Annotated in this window: 14 protein-coding genes; 2 read left to right on the top strand and 12 right to left on the bottom strand. The window is 52.7% G+C overall.

The window, feature by feature from the left end; translation table 11 throughout:
* Window positions 1–30: 30 nt before the first annotated feature.
* From rffG to trxA, 8 genes are all read right to left on the bottom strand, one after another.
* On the bottom strand, window positions 31–1,098 hold the full coding sequence (rffG, locus tag LDB27_RS21890) for a dTDP-glucose 4,6-dehydratase (RefSeq protein ID WP_000822143.1): 1,068 nt from the start codon (window positions 1,096–1,098) through the stop codon (window positions 31–33).
* On the bottom strand, window positions 1,098–2,360 hold the full coding sequence (wecC, locus tag LDB27_RS21895; RefSeq protein ID WP_000011224.1) for a UDP-N-acetyl-D-mannosamine dehydrogenase: 1,263 nt from the start codon (window positions 2,358–2,360) through the stop codon (window positions 1,098–1,100). Before wecC ends, rffG begins: the two co-directional genes overlap by 1 nt.
* Window positions 2,357–3,487, bottom strand: a complete 1,131-nt coding sequence (wecB, locus tag LDB27_RS21900) for a non-hydrolyzing UDP-N-acetylglucosamine 2-epimerase (RefSeq protein WP_000866685.1) — start codon at window positions 3,485–3,487, stop codon at window positions 2,357–2,359. Before wecB ends, wecC begins: the two co-directional genes overlap by 4 nt.
* Before the next feature lie 55 nt (window positions 3,488–3,542).
* The gene (gene wzzE / locus LDB27_RS21905) at window positions 3,543–4,589 is read right to left on the bottom strand and encodes an ECA polysaccharide chain length modulation protein (protein ID WP_000193413.1); all 1,047 of its coding nucleotides are present in this window, start codon (window positions 4,587–4,589) and stop codon (window positions 3,543–3,545) included.
* Between the two features lie 11 nt (window positions 4,590–4,600).
* Window positions 4,601–5,704: a UDP-N-acetylglucosamine--undecaprenyl-phosphate N-acetylglucosaminephosphotransferase gene (gene wecA / locus LDB27_RS21910; RefSeq protein ID WP_000771937.1), complete on the bottom strand. Its 1,104-nt coding sequence runs from the start codon at window positions 5,702–5,704 to the stop codon at window positions 4,601–4,603.
* 229 nt (window positions 5,705–5,933) lie between these two features.
* Window positions 5,934–7,193 (bottom strand): transcription termination factor Rho, encoded by a 1,260-nt coding sequence (rho, locus tag LDB27_RS21915; RefSeq protein WP_001054532.1) that lies wholly within the window; start codon window positions 7,191–7,193, stop codon window positions 5,934–5,936.
* Between the two features lie 87 nt (window positions 7,194–7,280).
* Window positions 7,281–7,364: a rho operon leader peptide gene (locus LDB27_RS21920; protein WP_134820045.1), complete on the bottom strand. Its 84-nt coding sequence runs from the start codon at window positions 7,362–7,364 to the stop codon at window positions 7,281–7,283.
* A 247-nt stretch (window positions 7,365–7,611) separates the two neighbouring features.
* The gene (trxA, locus tag LDB27_RS21925; RefSeq protein ID WP_001280776.1) at window positions 7,612–7,941 is read right to left on the bottom strand and encodes a thioredoxin TrxA; all 330 of its coding nucleotides are present in this window, start codon (window positions 7,939–7,941) and stop codon (window positions 7,612–7,614) included.
* Between the two features lie 143 nt (window positions 7,942–8,084).
* Between trxA and rhlB the strand changes: the two genes are divergently transcribed.
* The gene (gene rhlB, locus LDB27_RS21930; protein WP_000047525.1) at window positions 8,085–9,350 is read left to right on the top strand and encodes an ATP-dependent RNA helicase RhlB; all 1,266 of its coding nucleotides are present in this window, start codon (window positions 8,085–8,087) and stop codon (window positions 9,348–9,350) included.
* A 118-nt stretch (window positions 9,351–9,468) separates the two neighbouring features.
* Window positions 9,469–10,950 carry a guanosine-5'-triphosphate,3'-diphosphate diphosphatase gene (gppA, locus tag LDB27_RS21935; RefSeq protein ID WP_001089447.1) on the top strand — a complete coding sequence of 494 codons (1,482 nt, stop codon included), beginning with the start codon at window positions 9,469–9,471 and terminating at the stop codon, window positions 10,948–10,950.
* A gap of 39 nt (window positions 10,951–10,989) precedes the next feature.
* Here gppA and rep read toward each other — a convergent pair whose 3' ends face one another.
* The 4 genes from rep to LDB27_RS21955 form a co-directional block, all read right to left on the bottom strand.
* Window positions 10,990–13,014 (bottom strand): DNA helicase Rep, encoded by a 2,025-nt coding sequence (gene rep, locus LDB27_RS21940; protein ID WP_001238842.1) that lies wholly within the window; start codon window positions 13,012–13,014, stop codon window positions 10,990–10,992.
* Between the two features lie 99 nt (window positions 13,015–13,113).
* Window positions 13,114–13,842 carry a nicotinamide riboside transporter PnuC gene (gene pnuC / locus LDB27_RS21945; protein WP_001543647.1) on the bottom strand — a complete coding sequence of 243 codons (729 nt, stop codon included), beginning with the start codon at window positions 13,840–13,842 and terminating at the stop codon, window positions 13,114–13,116.
* A complete protein-coding gene (locus tag LDB27_RS21950; protein WP_001182425.1) occupies window positions 13,842–14,585 on the bottom strand; it encodes a nucleoside phosphorylase in 744 nt (247 codons plus the stop codon). The genes pnuC and LDB27_RS21950 overlap by 1 nt, the downstream gene beginning before the upstream one ends.
* 28 nt (window positions 14,586–14,613) lie before the next feature.
* On the bottom strand, window positions 14,614–15,315 hold the full coding sequence (locus LDB27_RS21955; protein WP_001024341.1) for a Crp/Fnr family transcriptional regulator: 702 nt from the start codon (window positions 15,313–15,315) through the stop codon (window positions 14,614–14,616).
* Window positions 15,316–15,365: the final 50 nt, after the last annotated feature.

Here is a 15,365-nt window from a genome sequence, read left to right on the forward strand (position 1 = left end):
GTTTCTCCTCCAGGAGTAAGAACCTGCCGTTTAGCGTTTCAGTCCTAAGCGTTCGCCCTGATAACTGCCATCCTGCACGGGTTTCCACCAGGCCTCATTGGCGAGATACCACTGAACGGTTTTTCGCATCCCGCTTTCGAAGGTTTCCTGCGGCGTCCAGCCCAGCTCGCGGGCGATTTTCGACGCGTCGATGGCATAACGTAAGTCATGGCCGGGTCGATCGTCGACGAAGGTAATCAGATCGTGATAATTCGCCACACCCTGCGGTTTTTGCGGGGCCAGTTCCTCCAGCAGAGCGCAGATCGTCCTGACCACATCCAGATTTTTACGTTCGTTATGACCGCCGATATTATACGTTTCGCCCACCGCGCCGTTCGTCACCACGTGATACAACGCACGGGCATGATCTTCCACATACAGCCAGTCGCGAATTTGCTGGCCGTTGCCATAGACCGGCAATGGTTTACCCGCCAGCGCGTTCAGAATCATCAGCGGGATCAGTTTTTCCGGGAAATGGTAGGGCCCGTAGTTATTAGAGCAGTTGGTGACAAGCGTAGGCAAACCGTAGGTACGTAACCAGGCGCGTACCAGATGGTCGCTGCTGGCTTTGGAGGCGGAATAAGGGCTGCTTGGCGCATATGGCGTGGTTTCGGTGAAGAAATCGTCTGCAGTATGCAGATCGCCATACACTTCATCGGTGGAGATATGGTGGAAGCGGAACGCCGCTTTAGCGTCCGCGTCAAGCGCGGACCAGTAAGCGCGAGCGGCTTCCAGCAAGGTGTAAGTACCAACGATATTCGTTTCAATAAACGCCGCGGGGCCGTCGATGGAACGGTCTACATGGCTTTCCGCCGCCAGGTGCATCACGCTATCGGGCTGATACTGCTGGAAAACTCGCTCCAGTGATGCCCGATCGCAGATATCCACCTTCTCAAAGGCGAAACGGTCGCTTTGCGCCACCGACGCCAGAGACATCAGGTTGCCCGCATAGGTGAGTTTATCCACCACCACCACCGCGTCTGCCGTTTCATGGATGATATGCCGCACCACCGCAGATCCGATAAAGCCCGCGCCGCCGGTCACCAGAATGCGTTTCATCAGCGCCAGACTCCTTTGGTATCAACCACATAACGTTGATGAACCGCATCGCCGGGAATCGCTTTAAATTCGTCGTGATCGACCAGCATCACCAGCACATCGGCGGCGGCCAGCGCCGCGTCCAGTTTCGCCAGCGTGCAAAGTCCGTCCAATTTTTTCGGCAACTGATGGATATTCGGTTCGACGACCAAGGTTTCGCCGCTGTGCCAGCGGGCGATACTTTGCGCGATCCCCATCGCCGGGCTTTCGCGCAGATCGTCGATATTCGGCTTAAAGGCCAGCCCAAAACAGGCGATTTTCACTTCGCTGGCGCGTTTATCGGTGGCCGCCAGGCAATCTGCGACCGCGGCTTTTACCTGATCGACCACCCAGTGCGGTTTGCCGTCGTTCACTTCACGCGCGGTGCGAATCAGTCTCGCCTGCTGCGGATTTTGCGCCACAATAAACCACGGATCGACCGCAATGCAGTGCCCGCCAACGCCTGGGCCCGGCTGCAAAATATTGACGCGCGGATGGCGGTTCGCCAGACGGATCAATTCCCAGACGTTAATCCCCTGTTCGGCGCAAATCAGCGACAATTCATTCGCAAATGCGATATTCACATCACGGAAGCTATTTTCCGTCAGCTTGCACATCTCTGCGGTGCGCGAGTTGGTGACAACGCATTCGCCCTCAAGGAAAATTTTGTACAGCGCGCTGGCGCGAGCCGAACATACTGGCGTCATACCGCCAATCACGCGGTCATTTTTAATGAGTTCCACCATCACCTGACCCGGCAGCACACGCTCCGGACAATAGGCGATATTCACGTCGGTCTGCTCGCCCGCCTGCTGGGGAAAGGTCAGATCTGGGCGCATCCCGGCCAGCCAGCCGGCCATTTGCTCCGTTGCGCCGACCGGCGATGTTGATTCCAGAATCACCAGTGCCCCTTTTTTTAATACCGGCGCAATGGATTTCGCCGCGGCTTCCACATAGGCCATGTCAGGGTCGTGATCGCCTTTGAATGGCGTCGGCACGGCAATCAGGTACGCATCGGCCTCGACAGGTGTCGTCGTCGCACGCAGAAAGCCGCCTTCCACCGCCATCTTCACCACATTGCCCAACGCCGGCTCCACGATGTGAATTTCACCGCGATTTATGGTGTCTACCGCATGTTGGTTGATATCCACGCCGATAACCTGCTTCTGGCAGGAAGCAAAAGCGGCCGCAGTCGGTAATCCGATATACCCCAGCCCAATAACAGAAATGGTCGTAAAACTCATAACGATACCCGATAACTTTTTAACGCCTGTAAAATGCGCGCGCATGATTGCCCGTCACCATAAGGATTATGGGCGCGGCTCATAGTTTGATATTCATTTTCGTCGTGCAGCAGACGCATAACTTCCGCCACAATGCGCCGGGAGTCCGTGCCGATCAGTCTTACCGTACCAGCGGTAATGGCTTCCGGACGCTCTGTGGTTTCACGCATGACCAATACCGGCTTACCTAATGACGGCGCTTCTTCCTGAATACCGCCGGAATCGGTCAGAATGAGCCAGGCGTGATTCATCAGCCAGACAAAAGGTAAGTAGTCCTGCGGCTCAATCAGTACCACGTTTTCAACATGGCCGAGGATACGGTTGACAGGTTCGCTGACGTTGGGATTGAGATGCACCGGATAGACAATTTGCACATTCTGGTTCGCGGCGGCGATTTCCGCCAGCGCCTGGCAGATATGCTCAAAGCCCTGACCAAAGCTTTCACGCCGATGACCGGTCACTAAAATCATCTTCTTATTCGCGTTGAGGAAAGGATACTGCTCGGCCAGTTCAGCCTGTAATGTATCGCTCGTCAGAACGCGATCGCGTACCCAGATCAGCGCGTCGATAACGGTATTGCCAGTGACAAAAATGCGCTCATCCGGAATGTTCTCCCGCAACAGATTCTGCCGCGAGTTTTCCGTCGGCGCAAAGTGGTACATCGCCAGATGTCCGGTCAGCGTGCGGTTTGCCTCTTCCGGCCAGGGGGAATAGAGATCGCCGGTTCGCAACCCGGCTTCTACGTGCCCTACCGGAATTCGTTGATAGAAAGCCGCCAGGCTGGTAGCAATCGTAGTGGTGGTATCGCCATGAACCAGCACCACATCAGGTTTAAAATCTGCCAGGATCGGCTTTAATCCCTCCAGAATTCGGCAGGTAATTTCCGTCAACCCCTGTCCCGGCTGCATAATGTTGAGATCGTAATCAGGCACAATAGAAAAAAGAGTTAATACCTGATCAAGCATCTCCCGATGCTGCGCAGTAACGCATACTTTGGCCTCGAAATGAGGATCTTTTTCCAGCGCATGGACCAGAGGCGCCATCTTAATGGCCTCCGGTCGTGTACCAAATACAGTCAGTACTTTCACATCGATTCTCTTCGAATAGACAGCAGGGGCCCAGCCCCCTACTGCAGAGGTGTTGCTAAATCGTGCGGCGACGGGTTAAGGCAACGCCCGCACCGATTAGCGCCCCAACGATACCCCACATAATCATCAGGAAGGCTCGGCGTGGGCTATCACGTTTTACCGGTTCTTCCGGCGTACGCAAATAACGATAGGTCTGAAAACGAGGGTCCAGGGTCGGCCCCACATTAAGCGTATTCAACATTGCCCGATTTTGAAAGTAGTCCAAATCGAACGCAGGGCCAACCGCTTGCAGATTTTCAAGACGCGCCTGCAACATAGGGCGACCGAGTAAAAAAAGCTCTGAGTCCGGTAATTCATCCGCCGGGACATCCGTCGCGCTACGAGAAATATTATGTTGTTCCGCAATTTTGAGCGCCTGCTCAATACTGTTTACACGACGTGAATAGATCGCTTTCGCAACCTCTTCCTGCCGTTTGACCTGCGCTTTCATCTGCACGGTACGCGCAGCCCAGGCGCCTTTTAATTCATCATTCAGATGGCTCGCCGCCCGCTGGCTGGCGAATGCGACATACTGACGCAGCAGATTATTGGCGTCCGGCGCAGTTTCAGCAATCAGCTTCACATTGTCGTTGATGGCGCGTGTAAAATCGCCGGGCGTAAACTGTATGTTATTGATCAGTTCATCAAGCATCGCCGCATCAGCTTTGCTATTCCCGACCATTCGCTGCTTGTAATAGTCCGTCTGTAACCAGAAATCGCGACGCGTATCCCAGGAGGCAAGTTGCATGATGAACTCTTTATACGCTTCATCCATCACCGAGGGTTTATCGGAAGAAGCAGGATCGGTCTTAATATCCAGGTTGCGCAGAAACTGCTGCTGGGAGTAATAACCGCCCAACATATTTACGGTTGGGCGATCGGTGATCGCCGTCGCACTCCACTCCTGACGAGCAAAAAAGGTATAGGCTAACGCGATAAGGGCAAATAGCAGGCCAATGCCGATAATCCAGAATTTGCCAGCCCATAAAGTACGAAACAACCCGCGAATATCCAGTTCATTTTCAGCGCTCACCGCGCGTGCCCCCGGTAATGGTTGTGTCATCGTATCCTCATTTACTTGGTTAAGTTTGGCCGGTTCTCACGTTGCCTGCGCAGGCGACGCTTCACACGCTTAATAAATCTCGCCACCTTCCAGGCCCGCTTAATGCAGTAGCCATAGAGGAAGAATGCTAGCAAAAAGAGCACCAACATAACCCATTCAGGAACAAAATGAGAGTATTCTGCCGTTACGCCTACTCCCGCCAGAATCGCCGCTGCGAGCGTAATAAGAACAAATGCCTGGCGGGAAGTAAACCCTGCTCGCATAACCAAATGATGAATATGTTGGCGATCAGGGGAAAAGGGGCTCATCCCTTTACGCAGACGGCGATACATAATCGCCACCATATCCATCAATGGAATAGCGATAATCCATAGCGCAGTAACCGGGCTGATAGAGTGAGTTTTCCCCTGCGTCGTTTCCAGTAAGAGCCAGATGACGGTAAAGCCAATCAGTGTACTACCGGCATCGCCCATAAAGACTTTATAACGCCGCCCCAAAATACCGAGATTAAGCATAATGTAAGGCAGAATCGCGGCGATCATGGCAAAGCACCACATTGCCAGGCTAGTCTGACCATCAAACCATAAAATCAGCCCCATCGCCGCAAATGAGACGCTGGATAACCCCCCCAGCAGGCCGTCAATACCGTCCACCATATTGAAAGCGTTGATCGCCGCCCATACCGCAAACAGGGTAAGGAAATAGCCAAAGGGGCCAAGCACTAACTCCCAAGGCCCAAAGATGTAACCAAGGCTACCTAAGTGAAGTTTTGCGATAACCATCATTACAACCGCAATAACGGCCTGAACCACAGCACGAATTTTTACACTGATATCAAAACGGTCATCCATCGCACCAACAAAAACCAATACACCAGCGCAAATAAGATATAGCGATAAGTGCGGTATGTAGTAATCCGAGAGGCCAAACATAAAGCAGATTCCTGCAAACACAGAAATCCCGCCGACTAATGGGATAACACCCTGATGTCGTTTACGAAAGTTTGGTTTATCCACTAAACCAATTTTTATGGCTACTTTTCGCGCAAGAAAAATAAAAATGGTCGTGAATAAAAAAATACTGATTAGCTCAGATAAAGCGGTGAGTAACTTCACAGTGTATGTGCTCTCAGCATATATCATTTCCTTAAAGTATAATGCGTTACGCCAGCTCCTAGAAGAGACCTGTTAGAACATTACACTTTTTACCGCAAACAATGTGTATTGTGCATGGTGTTACTCTGTAGCGCATATCCCGATGACCAGTTTATATGACATGACGCTAAGATGAATCGCAAAACAAAAACGCCACGTAAAAACGTGGCGTTTTCAGGTAAAGACCAGGTTATGAGCGCTTCATCATCTCGAAAAAGTCGTCATTAGTTTTGGTCATCGCCAGTTTGTTAATGAGGAATTCCATCGCGTCAATTTCACCCATCGGATGGATGATTTTACGCAGGATCCACATTTTCTGCAGCTCTTCCTGAGTGGTGAGCAGCTCTTCTTTACGGGTACCGGAACGGTTGTAGTCGATAGCCGGGAAGACACGTTTTTCAGCGATCTTACGCGAGAGATGCAGCTCCATGTTACCGGTGCCTTTAAACTCTTCGTAGATAACTTCGTCCATCTTGGAACCGGTATCGATTAGCGCCGTCGCGATGATCGTCAGGCTACCGCCCTCTTCCACGTTACGCGCCGCGCCGAAGAAACGCTTCGGACGATGCAGGGCGTTAGCGTCCACACCACCGGTCAGTACTTTACCGGAAGCCGGCACCACGGTGTTATAGGCACGCGCCAGACGGGTGATGGAGTCGAGCAGGATGATAACGTCTTTCTTGTGTTCAACCAGACGTTTCGCCTTCTCGATAACCATTTCGGCAACCTGAACGTGGCGGGATGCCGGTTCGTCAAAGGTAGACGCAACCACTTCGCCTTTCACCAGACGCTGCATCTCGGTCACTTCTTCCGGACGTTCGTCAATCAGCAGCACCATCAGCACGCAGTCTGGGTGGTTATACGCGATGCTCTGCGCGATGTTCTGCAGCAGCATGGTTTTACCCGCCTTCGGCGGCGCGACAATCAGACCGCGCTGGCCGCGACCGATCGGCGAAGCCAGATCCAGAACGCGTGCCGTTAAGTCTTCGGTAGAACCGTTACCACGCTCCATACGCAGACGAGAGTTTGCGTGCAGCGGGGTTAAGTTCTCAAAGAGGATTTTGTTACGGGCGTTTTCCGGTTTGTCGTAGTTAACTTCGTTAACTTTCAACAGCGCAAAATAGCGTTCACCTTCTTTCGGCGGGCGAATCTTACCAGAAATGGTATCACCAGTGCGGAGGTTGAAACGGCGGATTTGGCTGGGGGAAACGTAGATATCATCAGGACCGGCGAGGTAGGAGCTGTCTGCAGAACGGAGGAAACCAAATCCATCCTGCAATATCTCCAGCACACCGTCGCCAAAGATATCTTCGCCACTCTTTGCGTGCTGCTTCAGGATGGCAAAAATAATGTCCTGCTTGCGCATACGGGCCAGGTTTTCCAGCCCCATACTTTCGCCGAGAGTGATCAGCTCAGAAACCGGCGTATTCTTTAATTCGGTAAGATTCATAATGGTGTGAGTTCTTAAACTTGGGGTAAATCTCGAACTTAATGTTGTGAATGGTATGGCAGGGTCATCCATGCCTGTTTACGGCTATCAACTCATGTCTGTTCGCTGTCTGGTCACAGGAAAGTACGCAGAACTGAAACGACAAGACGGAATGAGCGAAGAGCCAGGAATCTTTCCACTTCTCGTGCGAGAAAAAACGGGAAGTGACGGATAAAACCAGATTCAAACTTAATAAGGTATGTTTAATTCGAAGTCAATACTAACTTAGCACGACTCAGACCGGGCGTCCAGAGATCCTGACAATTTAAGAATAACGTAAGGACAACAGACGCCACGAAACTGCCTGATACCTTAATCATTCGTCGAATGACAGACGCCTGACCATACAGCGCCTTTGTCATTCGACGTATAAAAGGTATTACGCCAGATTGGCGTCGAGAAACTCTTTCAACTGACCTTTAGACAGTGCGCCTACTTTGGTTGCCGCCACTTCGCCGTTTTTAAACAGCAGCAGAGTCGGAATACCGCGGATGCCATATTTAGGCGCAGTACCTGGGTTCTGGTCAATGTTCAGTTTGGCAACGGTCAATTTGCCCTGATATTCGTCAGCGATTTCATCCAGAATCGGAGCGATCATTTTACACGGCCCGCACCACTCTGCCCAGAAATCAACGAGGATAGCCCCGTCCGCTTTGAGTACATCCGTGTCAAAACTGTCGTCAGTCAGGTGAATAATTTTATCGCTCATATATAACTCCACAGGAATAAGCCTGGCGTGTTGGTGTAGCATTAACCAACGAGGTGCTGATGTTAACTTCGCCAACAAAGGTTGACTTTATTTCACCGGATACGCTTTCGTAAAGCAATAGTAAGCTGATATTCTACCACACTATGAGCAAAACACATTTAACAGAACAGAAGTTTTCCGACTTCGCCCTGCACCCACAGGTGGTTGAAGCCCTTGAAAAAAAAGGGTTTTATAATTGTACGCCCATTCAGGCACTGGCCCTTCCGCTAACGCTGGCGGGTCGTGACGTTGCAGGGCAGGCGCAAACCGGTACCGGGAAAACGATGGCGTTTCTGACGTCAACGTTTCATTATTTACTTTCTCATCCCGCGATCGACGATCGCAAGGTGAACCAGCCGCGCGCGCTGATCATGGCGCCGACGCGTGAATTAGCCGTACAAATTCACGCAGACGCGGAGCCGTTGGCGCAAGCGACAGGCTTAAAATTAGGCCTGGCTTACGGCGGCGATGGTTACGACAAGCAGCTTAAAGTGCTGGAAAGCGGCGTTGATATTCTTATTGGTACGACGGGCCGACTGATCGACTACGCCAAACAAAACCACATTAACCTCGGCGCCATTCAGGTCGTCGTACTCGATGAAGCCGATCGCATGTACGATTTGGGCTTTATTAAAGATATCCGCTGGCTGTTCCGTCGTATGCCGCCGGCTGCGCAGCGTCTGAACATGTTGTTCTCCGCCACCCTGTCTTATCGGGTTCGCGAGCTGGCGTTTGAACAGATGAACAACGCCGAATATGTTGAAGTGGAACCGGAGCAAAAGACCGGCCACCGCATTAAAGAAGAGCTTTTCTACCCCTCTAATGAAGAGAAAATGCGTTTACTGCAAACGCTGATCGAAGAAGAGTGGCCGGATCGCGCCATTATTTTCGCCAACACCAAGCATCGTTGCGAAGATATCTGGGGACATCTGGCGGCAGATGGTCATCGTGTTGGTCTGCTGACCGGTGACGTCGCGCAGAAAAAGCGCCTGCGGATTCTGGATGAGTTCACCCGCGGCGATCTGGATATTCTTGTGGCGACCGATGTCGCGGCGCGCGGGTTGCATATCCCCGCCGTAACGCACGTCTTTAACTACGATCTGCCAGATGATTGTGAAGACTATGTTCACCGTATCGGTCGTACCGGTCGCGCTGGCGCCAGCGGACATTCCATCAGCCTGGCTTGCGAAGAGTATGCGCTGAATCTGCCCGCCATTGAGAGCTATATCGGCCACTCGATTCCGGTCAGCAAATACAATCCGGAAGCGCTCATGAACGATCTGCCCAAGCCGTTGCGCCTGACGCGTTCGCGTCCTGGCAATGGTCCGCGCCGCGCTGGCGCTCCGCGTAATCGTCGTCGTTCAGGTTAAGAAAAGTTATGCCATACACAAAATCATTTAGCCTGTATCAAGGCGGCAAGAAAACAAATCCCGATGAGCTTAGGAAGAGTACGCAGCCAACACGGATACAGGTTGAAGGATGAAGTGTATGAATTCCACCTCGTTGTATGCCGCTATTGATCTCGGTTCCAATAGTTTTCATATGCTGGTCGTGCGCGAGGCGGCGGGAAGCATCCAGACGCTGACCCGAATAAAACGCAAGGTGCGTCTGGCCGCGGGTCTGAACAACGACAACCACCTTTCAGCCGAAGCGATGGAACGCGGCTGGCAATGCCTGCGTCTGTTTGCTGAACGTTTGCAGGATATTCCGCAGCCGCAAATCCGCGTGGTTGCCACCGCAACATTGCGTCTCGCCGTCAATGCAGGGGAATTTATCGCGAAAGCGCAGACTATCCTTGGTTGTCCGGTGCAGGTTATCAGCGGCGAAGAAGAGGCGCGGCTAATTTATCAGGGGGTCGCTCATACCACCGGCGGCGCAGATCAGCGGCTGGTGGTGGATATCGGCGGCGCCAGCACTGAACTGGTTACCGGCACTGGCGCGCAAACCACGTCGCTGTTTAGCCTGTCGATGGGCTGCGTAACGTGGCTTGAACGCTATTTTAGCGATCGTAATCTGGCGCAAGAAAACTTTGATGATGCGGAGAAGGCCGCGCGCGATGTACTGCGTCCGGTCGCCGATGAACTGCGTTTTCATGGCTGGAAGGTCTGCGTGGGTGCCTCCGGCACCGTACAGGCATTGCAGGAAATCATGATGGCGCAGGGGATGGACGAGCGCATTACGCTCGCCAAACTGCAGCAGCTAAAACAACGCGCGATACAGTGCGGGCGTCTGGAAGAGCTGGAAATCGAAGGCCTGACGCTGGAACGCGCGCTGGTTTTCCCAAGTGGGCTGGCTATTCTGATCGCGATATTTACCGAGCTGAACATCCAGAGCATGACGCTGGCAGGCGGCGCGTTACGCGAAGGGCTGGTGTATGGGATGTTGCATCTGGCGGTAGATCAGGATATCCGCAGCCGCACGCTGCGAAACATTCAGCGTCGGTTTATCGTCGATACCGATCAGGCGAACCGCGTAGCGAAGCTGGCAGATAACTTCCTCAAACAGGTAGAAAATGCTTGGCATATTGAGCCTATCAGTCGTGAACTGTTGCTTAGCGCTTGCCAGTTGCATGAGATCGGTCTGAGCGTTGATTTTAAACAGGCGCCCTATCATGCCGCCTATTTAGTACGCCATTTGGATCTGCCTGGCTATACGCCCGCGCAGAAAAAGTTGCTCGCCACCCTCTTACTGAATCAGACCAATCCGGTCGATCTCTCTTCGCTTCATCAGCAAAACGCGGTACCGCCCCGTGTTGCGGAACAGCTATGCCGTTTGCTGCGCCTGGCGATTCTTTTTGCCGGTCGCCGTCGTGACGATCTGGTACCAGAAATTACGCTACAGGCGCTAAATGAAAATCTGACGTTAACCTTGCCTGGCGACTGGCTGGCGCATCACCCGCTGGGTAAAGAGTTGATTGATCAGGAAAGCCAGTGGCAAAGCTATGTACACTGGCCGCTGGACGTTCGCTAACCGTAGTCTGATTGCCGGATGGCGCTTCGCTTATCCGGCCTACGATTTCGCTCGCTTTGCCGCCATCATGGCTTTCAGATTAGCCAGGTGACTTTGCCCTTTTTGCATTCGCTCCTCAGCGCTTACCACTTTGCGCTCCTGCTCCCAGATTAAATCATCCTGCGGCAGTTCTAACAGGAAGCGACTGGGTTCCGGGCGCACCAGTTCCCCATACTGACGGCGCTCTTTACATAATGTAAAGGTGAGCTCTTTCTGCGCGCGAGTGATCCCGACATAGGCCAGCCGACGCTCTTCCTCAATGTTATCTTCGTCAATGCTGCTTTGATGCGGCAAAAATCCTTCTTCCATTCCCACCATATAGACATACGGGAACTCCAGTCCTTTCGATGCATGAAGCGTCATCAACTGTACCTGATCCAGCTCTTCTTCGCTCTCGCCGCGCTCCATCATATCGCGCAGCGTAAAGCGTGTAACCACCTGGGTCAGCGTCATCGGCTCATCGAGTTCGTTGCCTTCCAGCATCTCAGTCATCCAGCTAAAGAGCTGGTTAACGTTTTTCATACGCATTTCCGCCGCTTTGGGGCTCGGCGAGGTTTCGTACAACCAGGATTCATAGTCAATACCGTGGATGAGATCGCGCACGGCGGCGACAGGCTCGCGTTCGGCCAGACGCTGGATTTCCCCCAGCCAGTGGGTAAAACGCGTCAATGAATCGTAACCACGTCCGGTCAGCTTTTGGCTAAGCCCCATATCAAAGCTGGCGGTAAACAGGCTTTTATTACGCGTCATTGCCCATTCACCCAGTTTTTGCAGAGTGGCCGGACCGATTTCGCGTTTTGGCGTATTCACGATGCGCAGGAAAGCGCTGTCATCATCCGGGTTGGTCAACACCCGCAGGTAGGCCAGCAGGTCTTTAATCTCCGGACGGGAGAAAAATGAGGTGCCGCCGGAAATTTTGTACGGAATACGGTTCTGCATGAGGAATTTTTCAAATACCCGCGACTGATGATTCCCGCGATACAGAATGGCGTAATCCTTGTACTGGGTCTTGTTTACAAAGTGATGGGCAATCAGTTCGCCGGTAACGCGCTCAGCTTCATGCTCTTCATTGTTTGCGCTTAACACTTTGAGTTCCGCGCCGTAACCGAGCTCGGAAAAGAGGCGCTTTTCAAAAACGTGCGGATTGTTGGCGATGAGAATATTCGCCGCTTTCAGGATGCGGCCCGAAGAACGATAGTTTTGCTCCAGTTTAATCACCTGCAGCGCCGGAAAGTCCTGGCTCAGTAACACCAGGTTTTGCGGACGCGCCCCGCGCCAGGAGTAGATAGACTGATCGTCATCGCCTACGACCGTAAAGCGCGCGCGTTGCCCGACCAGCAGCTTAACCAACTCATACTGGCTGGTGTTAGTATCCTGATATTCATCCACCAGCAGATAACGAATTTTATTCTGCCAGCGCTCGCGCACCTCGTCATTGCGTTGCAGCAGCAGCGTCGGCAGCAAAATCAAATCATCAAAATCGAGAACGTTGCATGCCTTCATATGGGCGTCATAAAGCCCGTAGCAGTGAGCAAAAATACGATCGCGTTCACCTTTCGCCCCGGCCGCCGCCTGCGCAGGCGTTTTGAGATCGTTTTTCCAGTTGGAGATCGTGGAGATCAGCTGTTGCAACAGAACCTTGTCGTCTTCGATCAGGCCTTCGGTCAGCTCTTTGAGCAAGGCGACCTGGTCGGTATCGTCAAACAATGAAAAGTTCGATTTCATCCCCAGCGCAGCGTACTCGCGCTTAATAATATCCAGCCCTAGCGTATGAAAGGTGGAGATCATCAAACCGCGCGCTTCCTTACGGCCGAGCGTCTGCCCGACGCGTTCTTTCATCTCACGCGCGGCCTTGTTGGTAAACGTCACCGCCGCAATATGCCGGGCCTGATAGCCGCATCCGCGGATCAGGTGGGCGATTTTATTGGTAATTACGCGAGTTTTACCAGAACCCGCTCCTGCCAGCACCAAGCAGGGTCCGGTGACGAATTCGACAGCGTGTTGTTGGCCGGGATTTAAACGCATGGGAATAGTGCTCAATCTTCGAACGGGGGAGGGATTGTAGCAGAAAGCGAGGCCCAGAGAAGACCAGGCTGCTTTTTCAGGCAGCCTGGAAAAGGTCAATCAGCAGGCTCTGGCGGCAAGCGGCGTATAGCCATTACGCTGTGCGCTCTTGATCCAACTGTAAGAACCCATTAGCGCGATCGCCGTCAGCAGAACATACTCAAGCGACATCGCATAAACGCCCTGTACTGCATAGATCACGACGCTAATTACATCAATAATCACCCACAGCAGCCAGTTTTCCACGTACTTGCGGGTCATCAGCACCATCGCCGCAATCGACAACACCAGCATGGTGGAATCCCAGAACGGGAACGCGTCCGGCTGGAGTTCAGGCATCGCCACCTGCATACCTATCGTTTGCAGCAGAGCGAGCATAACGCGGGTCAACATAGCGAAGACCGGATCGATAAACCACGTCATCAGCAGAATGGCGATAATACATATGCCCCCCAACCTCCATGTTTGTTGACGAGAAAGCCAGCGTACTTTCAGAGCGGCTTCCCGGGCGTCATTCTGCCGGCTCCATGCGTACCAGCCGTAAATATTCGCCGCAAAGAAAAACACCTGAAGTAGCAAGCTGGCATACAGTTGAATCTGAAAAAAGATGGCGGCAAACAGAGTGACGTTAATCAAACCAAACAGGTAATTAATGATTTTTTCCCGGCTGGCGCACCAGATGCACAATAAGCCAAAGACGGTGCCGATAGCCTCAATCCACGACAGCGCATACCCTCCCTCGCCGAGAGGAATGTTGACCATTACATTGTTAATGATGAAAAAGTCCATCATTGCTCTCCTTGCAAACTATCGAAATAAATGGCCTGAAGCGCCAAAGAAATCTGGCGCTCTTCACCTTGCTGGCACAAGGTTTCCTGCTGAACATAATGGTTAATGCTGCTCTCCAGACAGCCACTATGCGCGACGACCACGTTTAGCAACGACGCGGTACGCAGCCCACGTAACGCCCCCACCACCATCAGCGCGGCGGTTTCCATATCCGCGCCGAGAACTCCCCTGGCCGACCATTCGGCATCCAGTTCAGCTTCGCGATCGGTATAAAAACTGTCATGGCTGCGCACCAGCCCGCAAACGGCAGAGATGTTCATCTGTTTCGCCTGCTGTATCAGCGTGGCGGTAAGATACGGGTCCGCACAGGCCGGATAACTGGCGGGCGCATAGGTTTTGCTGGCGCCGTCGTCAGCCACCGCGCCGTGGGCGATGATCACATCGCCCAACGCCAGCGAGTCCTGCAACGCGCCGCAACTACCGATACGGATTAGCGAGTTGACGCCAACCTGGCGTAACTCCTCAATGGCGATAGCGGTTGACGGTCCGCCGATTCCCGTGGAAAGCACGACTATTTCAACACCCTGGTACCAACCGCGCGCCGCGCGAAACTCCCGGTTTTGCCCCAGAATCTCAGCCTTATCAAGAAAACGGGCGATTCTATCCACCCGTCCGGGATCGCCGGGCAAAAGCGCATATTTCGCGCGGGTCATGCTTGTGTTAAGCCGAATATGGGGTTGCATCTCCCGTCTCCTTATTGTTCTGAGAGGTTCAGATTTCCGCCTCCTGTTTGAGTTTTTCAGAAGCCAGTAAAATGATCCGCTCACCGTCGGTATCGATAATGTTCAGCGATTTCAGATCGTGCAGTATCCGGTTGATACTGCGCGTCGTCGCCGCAAATTCCTGACCAAGATTCTGCTTATCAAGCAAAATAGTGGTTGATTCATATTGTTGATAACGCAGCCATAATGCCTGGCATACGCGTTGATGCAGCGAGTACAAATTGTCGCTACTGGCCTTTTTCGACAACTGGTAATACTGTTGGCTGAAAAACCGCAGCATTCGCTGGTTAAAGTGGTTATCCAGCGTCAGCCAGCGGCAAAAATGCGCTTGCGGCAGGCTGAGTAGCTGTACATTGCCGACGGCTACGACAGAACAGATGTAATGCCGCGACTCAAATATCTCTAGCTCACCCAGCATGTCTCCTTTGCCATAACGCGCCTGCCGGTAACGGCGTCCATCTTCAGCTTCGTAAAAAACATCCACTTCACCGGCCACGATGAGTGAAAATTGCTGGCATATTTCCCCCTGGCGGCAGATAAGCGCGCCGCGGGAAATGTCGTCAAATCGCCAACACTGCATGATTTCCAACGGGCAGTATTTGAGTAATTCATAGAGCACTGGGTCGCGTACAACCTGGCGTAGCCCTAAAAGCCAGTCGTCTGGAAATTCTGCGTTTTTCATTATGTTCATGGTATCTCGCCCCTTGTCAGAAAGGACAGGACCGCCGTCCCGCGCATCCG

Source organism: Salmonella sp. JXY0409-18, from assembly GCF_020268625.1.
In the GTDB taxonomy this organism is placed as follows: Bacteria; Pseudomonadota; Gammaproteobacteria; order Enterobacterales; family Enterobacteriaceae; genus Salmonella; species Salmonella enterica.

Bases quoted from the DNA above. Each gene is read 5' to 3' on its own strand.
- rffG (WP_000822143.1), bottom strand. From the start codon at position 1,098: ATGAAACGCATTCTGGTGACCGGCGGCGCGGGCTTTATCGGATCTGCG.
- wecC (WP_000011224.1), bottom strand. From the start codon at position 2,360: ATGAGTTTTACGACCATTTCTGTTATTGGGCTGGGGTATATCGGATTA.
- wzzE (WP_000193413.1), bottom strand. From the start codon at position 4,589: ATGACACAACCATTACCGGGGGCACGCGCGGTGAGCGCTGAAAATGAA.
- rho (WP_001054532.1), bottom strand. From the start codon at position 7,193: ATGAATCTTACCGAATTAAAGAATACGCCGGTTTCTGAGCTGATCACT.
- trxA (WP_001280776.1), bottom strand. From the start codon at position 7,941: ATGAGCGATAAAATTATTCACCTGACTGACGACAGTTTTGACACGGAT.
- rhlB (WP_000047525.1), top strand. From the start codon at position 8,085: ATGAGCAAAACACATTTAACAGAACAGAAGTTTTCCGACTTCGCCCTG.
- gppA (WP_001089447.1), top strand. From the start codon at position 9,469: ATGAATTCCACCTCGTTGTATGCCGCTATTGATCTCGGTTCCAATAGT.
- rep (WP_001238842.1), bottom strand. From the start codon at position 13,014: ATGCGTTTAAATCCCGGCCAACAACACGCTGTCGAATTCGTCACCGGA.
- pnuC (WP_001543647.1), bottom strand. From the start codon at position 13,842: ATGGACTTTTTCATCATTAACAATGTAATGGTCAACATTCCTCTCGGC.
- LDB27_RS21950 (WP_001182425.1), bottom strand. From the start codon at position 14,585: ATGCAACCCCATATTCGGCTTAACACAAGCATGACCCGCGCGAAATAT.
- LDB27_RS21955 (WP_001024341.1), bottom strand. From the start codon at position 15,315: ATGAACATAATGAAAAACGCAGAATTTCCAGACGACTGGCTTTTAGGG.